The following is an 11,085-nucleotide window of genomic DNA, read 5'->3' on the forward strand; positions in this document are numbered from 1 at the left end:
CTATTCCAGCAAGAGGTGACGGGCGAGCCCTTCAATGTAGGTTTCATCCTGGCCATTGGGATGTGCTTCAAAGGCCAGGTGCAGATATTCGTGAGTCAGGTCGAGGCGATCCTGCAACGTCAGGACGCCGCGCACGTAAATGCGCTGGCGTTCGCGGTCGACGAAGGGGCGGCCGAAAGCGAGTTTGCACACGGCGAATGTGCTGACTTCGTTGTAGCCGGTTTCGCTTTCCAGCGTCGGGCGCCAGCCGCGTCGCTGTTTTTGCAACCAGTCTTGCGCGGCGGGCAGCGCTTCGCAGGAGGCAACCGGGTTGTCCCAGCGGCTGAGGCTGGCGCGCGGATAGGCGTGCAGCAGAATCGCGTCGTAACGCTGACCGGCGTTGGCTTGCTCGACCGCTTGTTGCCAGGCGAGTTTGTCCGGGCCGGGCTGATCGGAGTGATAGGTGACGGTGCTGCCGGCCAACACCAGATCGGCGGTCCATGCGGCGATGTTGCGCGACTCGGTCGAAGCTGGACGTGGGGCGACGCGCTGGCGGGTGCTGCTGTCATCGATGCTCAGGCAATCGCCGTTGCGCGTGGCGTTTTGCAGCAGATAAGTGCGGATCGCCACGGCCAGAGCTTTAGCGGCTTCGGCCGGCTCGGGTTTGGCTTCGCGCTCCAGCACCCGGGCGACGTATTCTTCGCTATCCAGTCTGGCGACGAGTTTGTCGTTGAGCAGAAACAGTTCGCCGGCGCTGTGGATATCCAGCGCATTGCCGTTGGCGAATTCGACGCGGTAGTCACCCTGTAACGGGCCGGAAGTTACGACCCGGTCACCCGCCAGCACGCGGGTGACGGGATAGCGCGAGAACAGCCCGACCTCGACACAGCGCCCCGCCTCCGCCGGCCATGCCGCTGGCAGCACAGTCGCCAACGCCTGGCCGTAATGACGCAGAACCATCTGACTGGTGCCGCGTCCACCAGCCCAAAGCGGCGAGCCATCAGCCGTCCAACCAGCAAAACCACCCTGCCGCGAATGCCGATCCTGATCGCCGAGCCAGCTCCAGGTTTTCACCCGCAGGCGTCCGCCGAGTTCACCGACGACATTGCCGTCGGCAGCGTTCAGCACCACATCGAGCAACACCCGGCGCATCTGCTCCTGCGCTGGCAGCGAAGCCAACACCTTGAGCAAGTCAGCCACAGAAACCCGCGTGGCCGGCTGCACCGAAGGCAATTCCAGCAACCACGACGGCGCCTGCCGAGCCTGCCAATACGTGCGCCAGTCAGGGGCGGCAATGCCCAATCGCGCCGGTTCAAAGTACAACCCGCAGGATTTCACCAGTGCCTGATCTCGCTCGATCTTGCCGCCCGCCGAGCAGCAGTAGACTTCCTCTTTCAACTGCCCGCGACATTCATAAGCCGGTTCGCGAGCACCGGTATCCACCAGCCACGCATAAATGAACAGCTTCCACAGACTGCCCAGCGGTGCATCCAGCGAAGACGGCAACGGTTCGCGAGCAATCAGCTGCGTTTGACTCAACGACAACAACTCACCCTTGTACGCCACGCGCAACGGCTCATCCTGCGCCGTCGCCAGCGCAGGAATCAGCCATAACAGCAGCCACAACAGCGGCCGGGTCATGTCAGTTGACCGTGACCTGACCGAGGGCGGCTTTCGCTTCCTGAGCCTGATGTTGCGGCGCGTAGACCTGGGTGAAACGCACCGGCGGCAGGCTGAACTGCCCCTTCTGCGAGAACCGCACCAGATGACGCAGACGCAATTCGCCGCTCAGCGCATCCACCGGCACCGCGTAGGCCAGTTGCCCCGGTTCGAAGCGCGCCTTCTCCAGCGCGGTCGGCTCGGTGCCGTCCTTGCCCTGCAACTTGATGCCCCACGTGGTGCGTTCGACATCGGCACCCGGTGGCAGCGGCACTTCGAGCATGCCGTAGCGCAGCGGCTTCGGCGCTTTGCTGGTGAGGATCACTTCGTCCAGATACAGGCTGTCGCTGGACAGAGGCTTGGTGCCGACCGCCTCCAGTTTGAAGGTGAACGCTTCGTCGCCCGGCACCAGTCGCGACAGACGACGGGTGATGGTCACGGCCATTGGATCGACGGCCGGTTGCTGGGTCTGGAAGCTCAGCGCGGCGCGCAGCGGACGCTCTTGAGTGCCCGAGACGGACAACACGCTCGGCACCGGCGTCGCGCCCTGCCATGTCCAGAACATCTCGCCGGTCGCGCCGTAATTTTTCTTCCAGCCTTCTCCCGGGGTCAGCGCGATGGTCGGCGACGCTTGCGCGATGCTGCGTTGCAACCAGCTCAGCGCCAGCGCCCGCTCAAGGGTCGATTGTTGCGGCAGCAGACGTTGCAGCAACGCCGTCGCACGCGCCTGATCAAACGGTTGCAGCGACAGATTAAGCGCCTCGGCGAAAGGCTGCGAGCTGACCGACAGACGTTGTTGCGCCGCACCTACCTGACGATTGAACGCTTCGGGCAATGCCACTTTCGATTGCGTGGCCAGCGACGCGGTCAAGACTCGCGCCGCAGCCAGACCGAGCGCCGATTGCGGATCGCTCATCACCAGACTGTCTCCGCCATCGTCCATCAGGGTTTCGGCGTTGCCTTCACCAGCCTTGGCCAGATCGTCCATCAAACCGCTGAGCAGCGTGTTCACCGGCAGATGCATCTGCTTGGCGAACGACAGAATCAGCGCCCGTTGCAGCAGCGGCGTGTTCGGCGCCTGCTTGGCATAAACCTCCAGCACCCGCTGCCAATGCTCCGGCGGCAGGGTCAATTCCAGCACCTGGCTGGCGTTCCAGTCGGCGTAGTAGGCGTAGGCGGTGAGGAACGCGTCCGGCTCACCGTCGAAGCCCCACCAGGTGAAGCTCGCCGACGGCCCGGCCATTTGCACCAGACGCAGGCGGCTGTTCTGCATGATCAGACGCAAGCGATCGCGGATCTGCGGGCTCGACGCCAGCGACGGATAAGCGATGCTCAGCGGCAGCAAACGGCTGGCGGTCTGCTCGACGCCGCCGTACGGGTAGCTCAGCAGATCATCGAGGGCCGAGCGGAACAACGCTTGCGGACTGTCATCCAGGCGCAGGCGAATGTCGGTGGCGTCTGCCGGCAGGCTCAACGGGGTGTCGCCGCTGGCGACGTCGAGGCTTTGGGTTTGCGTCACTTGCCAGCCGTCACCGGTGGCGCTCAGGCGTACGGCCAAAGCGTCGGCAGTTTTACCGTCCTGCACCAGTTCGGCAGTCCACTCGCCCGAGGCCAGGGCAAACGCTGGCAGCGGCACGTAGTTGATGCCGTTATTCAAAGTCACCGGCAGGCGTTGTTCGGCACCCGCGTAATGCGTGACCAGTTCCGCCTTGACCGGTTTCTCGGCCTGACTGAACGCAAACACACCGAGCTGCGGCTGATCGCCCTTGCGGAAATTGCTCGGGCCGCTCCACTTCAGGTACAGCGGTTTTTCCGAGCGGACGAATTGCTTCTTCTGCCCTACCTGACCGTCATCGGCAATCGCCCGCGCGGTGATGCGCCAGCGGGTCAGCGAGTCCGGCATCTTGAAGGTGAAACGGGTTTTGCCGTCAGCACCGGTCAACAACTCTGGTTGCCATGCGGCGGTGTCGACGTCTTCGCGACGCGGACGCTCCAGCACTTTCACTCCGCGCTCGCTGCGGTTGGCCTTGCCAGGCGCGCCGGGGCTGCCCGGCAACGCGACGTCGTAACTGATGAACGACAGGCTGGCGCTGGTACGCACATTGTTACGACGCGGGTGGTAGAAGAACTGGTCGATGGTCGGCGCAACTTCCGGTTGCAGCGCGTAGACCATTTCATCGACCACGCTGACGGTCAGGTGCGCCGGTATCGCTTTGCCGGCGAACTGCGTGGTCAGGTCGACGGTGACGGTATCACCCGGCAGATAAACCGCTTTGTCAGTGCTGATCGCCACGTCGATTTGCGGGGCAATCACTTTGATCCCGGCGTTCTGGAAGCTGTACTGGCCACCCTTGGTGTACAGCACGGAGAAGGTCAGGTTCGGCGCAAAGTTGTCCTTCACCGGGATGCGCGCGCGGTATTGGGTGTCGCTGAGTTTTTCCAGTTTCAGCCAGTCGCCACCCTTGGCCAGCAGCGCGGTGGCTTCGACCTTGTCACGCTCCAGCGACAGCAGTGCATCGCTCACTGGCTCCGGGAAGGTGATCAACGCCAGCGCTTCATCGCCGGACTTGTACTCCGGTTTGTCGAGGACGATTTCCACGGTGCCCGGCACCGCTTTGACGCCATCGCCAGTGACCGAGTGGCCGGTGGCACCGAGTACGCGACCGTGTTGATCCTTCAATGTCAGGTTGTAAGTACCCGGACGCTCGAAGGCAATGCTGAAACCTTTGTCCTTGGCCGCAAGCTTGCCCTCGCCGGTGCTCTGGTCTTCCAGACGCACCCAGGCGTAACTGCTCGGCGTGACCGCTTTGCTCTGCTCGGTGCCGCCCTCGTTGGCGTAGCTGAACGCAACCTTGTCATTGACGGCACTGAAGCGTTGCGGCGCGCTCAAGCGGAAGCTTGCCGCGCCCCGGTCGATGAGGATTTCCTTGGTGGTCTTGACCCGATAAGCCGCGCCATCGCTGGCAAACACGGTGAGCATGTAGCGGCTCGGTTTATCGGCCGCCGGCAGGTCGAGGGTCGCGTTGCCCTTGCTGTCGGTGGTCAGTTCGGTGCTGGTCAGCTCCACCGGGAATTGCCCGAGGTATTGCAGCTCGTTGTCGACCATCGACAATTGCTGGGCGCGCAAACTCAGGGTCAGCTTGGCGTTGGCCACAGGTTTGCCGTCCGGGTAGAGCAGCACCAGGCTGCCCTTGACCGGTTCGCCCGTGCGGTATTCCTGCTTGGCCAGATTCAGCGAAATTTCAAAGTGCGGCTTGATGTACTCGGCAACGCGGAAGGCGCTGCTGTAAGCCTGATCCTTGTAGTTGAAACGGATCTCGTAACCACCGGCCACGGCGTTGTCCGGCAACTGGAAACGGCCCTGAGTGCCGGCCTTCGAATCGAGTTTCAAATCGAGACGCTGCAATTCGGTGCCCGTCGCATCCAGCACGCTGACAGTGACATCGGCCGCCCCCGGCAACACCGAATCCCGTGCATTCTTGAACTCGCGACCGACAATTTTCAGCGACACCCAATCGCCCGGGCGATACAGCGGCCGGTCGGTGAAGGCATAGAGTTTGGTGTCGTAGATTTCGCTGTCGTAATAGAAGTTCTCGGAGACGAACACCCCGCCCTCTTCGTCTTCGCCAATCACGAACGAACGCTCGGGGCTGACGTGTTTCAGGCGCAGCAAACCATCGGCGTCGGTGGCGCCGCTGCTCATCACGCCGAGGCCGTCAGTCCACAGCACATTGACCTTCGGCACCGAACTGCCTTCGTGTTTGCGCGCAGCCCAGACCAGCAACTCATCACCGGCAATCTTGCTGACGGCAACGGTGTTGGAGACGAAAACCATGGTGGTCGCGCGGTACTTGCCGATCAGTGCTTCGACCAGATACAGACCCGGCTTCAGGTTGCCCAGAGGGATGTAGACGTTGCCCGGCGCGACGCTGACGAAGTCGCTGGAAGAGCCGGCCAGATTGACCCCGGCCGGCGGCTGAATCGGCTTGGCCTGCCACAGCGGATAACGGAACTGGCTGACCACCGGCAGACCCGGGATCAGCGCAAATTGCGGCTGTGCGTCGTATGGCGTCGGCGCGGCGATGGCATTGCCCATCTTCAGTTCCGGCACTTCCTCGGTGACCTGTTTGCGCGATTCGTAGGAGAACGCACGCTGCATCACCCGACGGGATTTGCGGTACCAGTTGTCCCACAGATACGCGAGGGTATTGGACAGGCCTTCACCCTTGAACTGACCGTCACTGACCACGCGGTGCAGGTTCTTCTGGCGCTTGAGGAAGTCCAGCGGCTTGTCGATGCGATACACGCGAATGTCCGCGCCGCCGTACGGTTCCATGCGGAACCGGCGGTAGTCGCGGCCCGGCGCTTCAAGGCGCACCATCGCCTGTTCGTCGGCGGCGAAACTGCTGTCGGCGAGCAGGAAGAAGCTTTCACCGGAGACCGGCGTGTAGCCGCTTGGCTCCACCGAGTCTTCAGCGTTGACGGTCGCCAATGGCAACAACAGCGCCAGCAGCAGGGAAATTCGAGCGCAGAGTCGCAGCATGCGGGCACCGGTCATTGGGAGAGAAAGTTCAGTCGATAGACGCCGATGAAGTTGGGATTGGCTGCGTCGGGTATCCATCGGGTGTCCTTCCATGTCATGAGTTGCTGCAGGCTTGCCGAACGCATGCCGTTGTCAGTGGGGGTGGTGGTGCCAGTGTGATAGGCGATGTAGCGACCCATCCAGATCATCAGGTGCTGGTCGTCGCCCTGATCGAAAAACATCAGGTCGCCGGGGCGTGCCTGGGACACGTCGCGGCTGACCAGATGACTGTTGAACTGAATCAGTTTGATTGCGTTGACGTACGGCCCGACCTTGCCGCCACCCTGCTGCCATTGCTGGGCGAGCTTGCGTTGCTCGTCGCTGAGCGACAGTTCCGGCGGCAGGTAGCGATTGGACAGGCCATTGCTGCGCAGCCACTTGTCGTCGTGGACTTTCAGCGCTTCGTTGGCGGCAAAACGCACCAGCCCGGCACAATCCTGCTGATACCAGCGCGGGCTCGGGCCTTGACTCAGTTGTTCCTGAGCGATGCGTACGAACCAGGCGCGAAATACCTGGGACTGTGCTGGATCCAGCGCTGGCGCCTCAACGGCTCGGGCACCCGCGCTGAGCAATAACGCGAGCAGGCCGAGGCTGCGGATCAGTGCCGTCACAGCGCTTTCCATTCCAGCGGCAACCACTGCCAGTGGCCGTCAGGCTCGCTGCCTTCCGGCAAGGTCAGGGCATATTTGCCGTAGCCACCGAGGGTTCGCAGTTTCGGGATCAGGTAGGTTTGCGCGGCGTTGTAGAACACCGGTTCCATGTCCTGCGGCAGGCTGTCGAGGGTTTCCTGCTGCATCAGTTGCGCCATCGAATCCGGGCCGAAGTAGATCGGCATCAGCACGTCTTTGGGCAGTACGTCGGCCATCGGCGGGAAGCGTTTGTCGAGGGTGCCGAGAGCTTTGTCCACCAGTTTGTCGTCGAGAGAAAACAGCAGTGTCGAGCCGTGACGGGCGAGGCTGACTTTCATGAACGCCTTGCCGCTGATCGCGTCCGGATTCTCGGCAGTCTTCGCCGCATAGGGGCCGAAATTGGAGCTGACCTGACGCTGCCAGACGTGGCTCTGACCTTGTTGTTTCTCGACCACCGGGAAGACGTTTTCTTCAACGTTGGACTCGAATGCACCGACCATCGAGCCGAACAGTTTGCCGAGGTCGCCGTCGAGTTTGCTGCTGTCCTCGTCCTTCAGACTGGCGACCAGCAATGGCGTGTACAAACGTGAATCGGCGTACCAGCACAGGCCCGCAGCGCCGGCCACATGCTCGGTGAGGGTCTGCGCGACGGCCTCTTCGGCGCCGAGTTTCACCAGCAACGGCTTTTGCGGTTCAGCCGCGACCGGCAAGGTCACGCAAGCACTGGCGCCCAGCGGCATTGCCTGCCACACCGGTTTGAAATCGAAGTCCGGCTGGTTGTCCAGTTCGTCCATGGCCAGGTAGCTGTGCCAGCCCTTGTCGTCCATGTCGAAACGCAGCCCGGCGAAGTTCGGGATAAAGCGCTGATAACCCATGGCGAGGACGCTGGAGTTGACCGAGAGACGCTGTTTGGTCTCAGGGGTTTTTGCTGGCAGGCCGAAGGCTTCCGGGAACAGTTTTTCACCGTTGAGCAGGGCCGCCAGCGCTTGCGGCGAAACGTGACCCGACTCTTCGGAGACGCCACTTTCGGGGTCGTAATACTTGGCCGGATTGGACAGCACCACCAGTTTGTCGCCGTGGGAGGCGAACAACAGGGCTTTGCTGGCGTTGTAGGTCAGCTGGTACAGGGGCACGGTATCGCCGCCGACCTTGAGTTCGCCCATCTGGCTGAGTTGCGTGTCATCCAGCGCGACTTTCGCCAGTGGCTCCAGCAGTTTCGCCAGCCCGCCGCGATCCATCACCAGCAGGAAATCCTTCAAGCGGCCATCAGCGCCGCGCCACAGCGCAACGTCCGCGGGTTGATCGAAAAGTTGTTCGATCAAACTGTCCTGCAGCTTCAGGTCATGCTCGTAGATGATCCGGCGCAGACTGCCGATCAGGCCCAGGCGGTCGGCGTGGGTTTCGTAATAGAAGACGAAATCTTCGGTGAGCGTGGCCTTGAGGAACGGTACCGTCAGCAGGTCCTTGGGCAACTGGCTCAGGGAGCGGGTTTCGAGCAACGCATCCGGACGGCTCAGGCCAAGCTTGTCGCTGGCCAATTCCGCCGGCGGTGCCTTGGGCTTGAGCAGCAGCCAGCCAAAACCACCCGCCACGCCGGCCACCAGGCACAACCCGGCCAGCAGCAAAGGCCAGCGCCGCGAAGGTTTGGCCGCTGGCGTGTCGGCAGCCGAAGTAACAATGTTATCGCTCATCTTCTCAAAGCCCGATTTCATCCGTGGCGGGATGCTTAATAGTTGAAAGTCTTGACCAGCAGCAGATCACCGATCGCCCGCAGGGGCACGATGAAGGTCTCGCGTTTTTCGTCGACGGTGTTTTCGTTGAGCACCAGCGTGATTTGCGAGGTAATCACCTCGTTCTGATTGCTGGCCTCATCGAAGTTATAGCCGCCGTTACCGTAGTTGCCCCAATAGTTGACGTAAACCAGATAGGTGCCATGCAGCGGCGCGGTCATGGTGAACATCTCCGGACCGGGACCATCAACGCCATCCGGGTCGAGACCGCCGCCGTTGCTCAACGCCGGCCGCGCCCAAAAGGCATGCTGACCGTCGGGCGTGACAATGTGCAGATCAAGTTCGGCTTTCGGATCGTCCCATCCCAAGACAAGACGAATTTTCGCCGGCGTGCGCAGGTTATTTGCTTCATAAAATTGCACACGCTTGAGCGACTGGCCTTCGGCGCTGATCACCTCGACGCTGTTCGATCCCGCGCCAAACGCATACGGGCGGGCAAATCGCCCCTGGTCGTCGGTATACAGATTCAGTGGATTGCCGTTGACGGCGAGGCTGTGCGGCGGGCGCATATGGCCGATGGCTTTGAGCTGGCCTTCGATCATTGTGCGATTACGCTGGATGCCGCGATCGATCGGCGGCGTCGGGTAGGCGACTTGCGGGTTTTCCGTGCGGTCGAGCAAACCGTGATAACGCCAGCCGCCCACCGGTTCCGCCAACTCGGCAGTCGGCGCGGCCAGCAGCGCGGGCGCGCAGGCCAACCCGATCAGCAGCATAAGAAATGAACGCATGTGATGCCTCCTGCCATGCCTGAACGAAACCTTGCACCCGATCCTCGGTACTTCACAGCGGTGAAAACTGCGTTTCGTCTGAAAGACCCGTGACTGTCGGGTCGTAGAAGGCGCGAAGATTAGCCATTCGGCAGTTTTTTAACAATCGGATACATCTGGATTTGCGGTGAGAATCACGCAGTGTTGTTGAGCGTGAGCCGAATAGCGCTCTTATTCGGCTCACAAAATGAGCCGAATAAGCCTTAACCTTCATGAATCCCTAAAAAACCTGTGGCGAGGGGATTTATCCCCGATCGGCTGCGAAGCAGTCGTAAACCGTTACCCACAGTTTTCCCTGAAAAAACCGGTCGGCTGTTTTTGGGGTTGCTGCGCAACCCATCGGGGATAAATCCCCTCGCCACAGGGTTATGTGCACGGCCTTGGACTAGGTACCTCATTTGCCCATAACCCCCCTATCTGCTAGTGTCGCGCCGGTTTAACGTCAACCGGAAATCGCCGCCATGGCCCGCAAAAAAGCTGCACTGGATTTCGAACAGTCCCTCGCCGACCTGCAAACACTGGTCGAGCGTCTGGAGAATGGTGAATTGTCGCTGGAAGACTCGCTGACCGCTTTCGAGCAGGGCATCGGCCTGACCCGTGACTGCCAGGCAGCGCTGGCGCAAGCCGAGCAGAAGGTGCAAGTGCTGCTGGAGCGCGATGGCGAACTCGCCGAGGAACCCTTCGACGCGGAACAGCCAGAATGATTGCAGCGTATTCGGCGACCAGTCAGGCGCGGGTCAACGCGGCCCTGGAAACCCTGTTCAACGCCCCGCTGCCGGAACTGGCGCGCCTCTACGAAGCGATGCGCTACAGCGTGATGAACGGCGGCAAACGCGTGCGTCCACTACTGGCCTACGCCGCGTGCGAAGCGCTCGGCGGCAAGGCAGAGCAGGCCAACGGCGCGGCCTGCGCGGTTGAACTGATCCACGCCTATTCGCTGGTGCACGACGATTTGCCGGCGATGGACGACGACGATCTGCGTCGCGGTCAGCCGACCACCCACAAGAAATTCGATGAAGCCTGCGCGATTCTCGCCGGTGACGGCTTGCAGAGCCTGGCGTTCAGCGCCCTGCTCGACCCACGCCTGAGCGATCTGAGCACAGACATTCGCCTGCAACAGGTCACAACGCTGGCGCACGCGGCAGGCCCGGCGGGTATGGTCGGCGGTCAGGCCATCGACCTCGGCTCGGTTGGCCTGAAGCTCGATCAGAACGCCCTAGAACAGATGCACCGGCACAAGACCGGCGCGTTGATCGAGGCCAGCGTCAAACTCGGCGCCCTGGCCAGCGGCCGGGCCGAGCAGGATGAACTCAAGGCCCTGCAGACTTATGCACAGGCCATCGGCCTCGCGTTCCAGGTGCAGGACGACATCCTCGACGTCGAAAGCGATACCGAAACCCTCGGCAAACGCCAGGGCGCCGACATTGCCCGCGACAAGCCAACCTACCCGGCGCTGCTCGGTCTGGACGCCGCCAAGGCCTATGCCCTGGAACTGCGCGATCAGGCCCTGCACGCCCTGCGACCGTTTGACGCGGCAGCCGAGCCGTTGCGCGAGCTGGCCCGGTATATCGTCGAGCGCCGCAACTGACGGCGAATCAGCCAAAAAAGACCAACGCGTGGGCAGGGGGCGATGCATCAGGTAAACTGCCGCATCTTTTATACCTATAACGATTCGCCTG

The 11,085-nt window shown here is 61.9% G+C and carries 7 protein-coding genes; 2 read left to right on the plus strand and 5 right to left on the minus strand.

The window, feature by feature from the left end:
* Genes ACIONG_RS21115 through ACIONG_RS21135 form a run of 5 tightly spaced genes read right to left on the minus strand, consistent with a single transcriptional unit; the run spans position 1 to position 9,367 of the window.
* Positions 1-1,620: a DUF2300 domain-containing protein gene (locus tag ACIONG_RS21115; RefSeq protein ID WP_401302503.1), complete on the minus strand. Its 1,620-nt coding sequence runs from the start codon at positions 1,618-1,620 to the stop codon at positions 1-3.
* Between the two features lies 1 nt (position 1,621).
* On the minus strand, positions 1,622-6,196 hold the full coding sequence (locus ACIONG_RS21120) for an alpha-2-macroglobulin family protein (protein ID WP_401302505.1): 4,575 nt from the start codon (positions 6,194-6,196) through the stop codon (positions 1,622-1,624).
* Positions 6,193-6,843, minus strand: a complete 651-nt coding sequence (locus tag ACIONG_RS21125; RefSeq protein ID WP_034153738.1) for a DUF1175 domain-containing protein — start codon at positions 6,841-6,843, stop codon at positions 6,193-6,195. Before ACIONG_RS21125 ends, ACIONG_RS21120 begins: the two co-directional genes overlap by 4 nt.
* Entirely contained in the window at positions 6,828-8,540 is a 1,713-nt protein-coding gene (locus tag ACIONG_RS21130; RefSeq protein ID WP_103303776.1) for a DUF2138 domain-containing protein, read from the minus strand. The genes ACIONG_RS21125 and ACIONG_RS21130 overlap by 16 nt, the downstream gene beginning before the upstream one ends.
* Positions 8,541-8,575: 35 nt before the next feature.
* On the minus strand, positions 8,576-9,367 hold the full coding sequence (locus tag ACIONG_RS21135; RefSeq protein ID WP_401302507.1) for a YfaP family protein: 792 nt from the start codon (positions 9,365-9,367) through the stop codon (positions 8,576-8,578).
* Between the two features lie 500 nt (positions 9,368-9,867).
* Here ACIONG_RS21135 and ACIONG_RS21140 point away from each other — a divergent pair, with 500 nt between their 5' ends.
* On the plus strand, positions 9,868-10,110 hold the full coding sequence (locus ACIONG_RS21140; protein WP_003228627.1) for an exodeoxyribonuclease VII small subunit: 243 nt from the start codon (positions 9,868-9,870) through the stop codon (positions 10,108-10,110).
* The gene (gene ispA / locus ACIONG_RS21145) at positions 10,107-10,994 is read left to right on the plus strand and encodes a (2E,6E)-farnesyl diphosphate synthase (RefSeq protein ID WP_315445952.1); all 888 of its coding nucleotides are present in this window, start codon (positions 10,107-10,109) and stop codon (positions 10,992-10,994) included. Before ACIONG_RS21140 ends, ispA begins: the two co-directional genes overlap by 4 nt.
* Positions 10,995-11,085: the final 91 nt, after the last annotated feature.

The sequence above is a fragment of the Pseudomonas sp. NPDC087817 genome, assembly GCF_044742875.1.
Taxonomy (GTDB): Bacteria; Pseudomonadota; Gammaproteobacteria; order Pseudomonadales; family Pseudomonadaceae; genus Aquipseudomonas.

Excerpts from the sequence above, each read along its gene's own strand:
- ACIONG_RS21130 (WP_103303776.1), bottom strand. The coding sequence starts at position 8,540 with ATGAGCGATAACATTGTTACTTCGGCTGCCGACACGCCAGCGGCCAAA.
- ispA (WP_315445952.1), top strand. The coding sequence starts at position 10,107 with ATGATTGCAGCGTATTCGGCGACCAGTCAGGCGCGGGTCAACGCGGCC.
- ACIONG_RS21125 (WP_034153738.1), bottom strand. The coding sequence starts at position 6,843 with ATGGAAAGCGCTGTGACGGCACTGATCCGCAGCCTCGGCCTGCTCGCG.
- ACIONG_RS21115 (WP_401302503.1), bottom strand. The coding sequence starts at position 1,620 with ATGACCCGGCCGCTGTTGTGGCTGCTGTTATGGCTGATTCCTGCGCTG.
- ACIONG_RS21120 (WP_401302505.1), bottom strand. The coding sequence starts at position 6,196 with ATGACCGGTGCCCGCATGCTGCGACTCTGCGCTCGAATTTCCCTGCTG.
- ACIONG_RS21135 (WP_401302507.1), bottom strand. The coding sequence starts at position 9,367 with ATGCGTTCATTTCTTATGCTGCTGATCGGGTTGGCCTGCGCGCCCGCG.
- ACIONG_RS21140 (WP_003228627.1), top strand. The coding sequence starts at position 9,868 with ATGGCCCGCAAAAAAGCTGCACTGGATTTCGAACAGTCCCTCGCCGAC.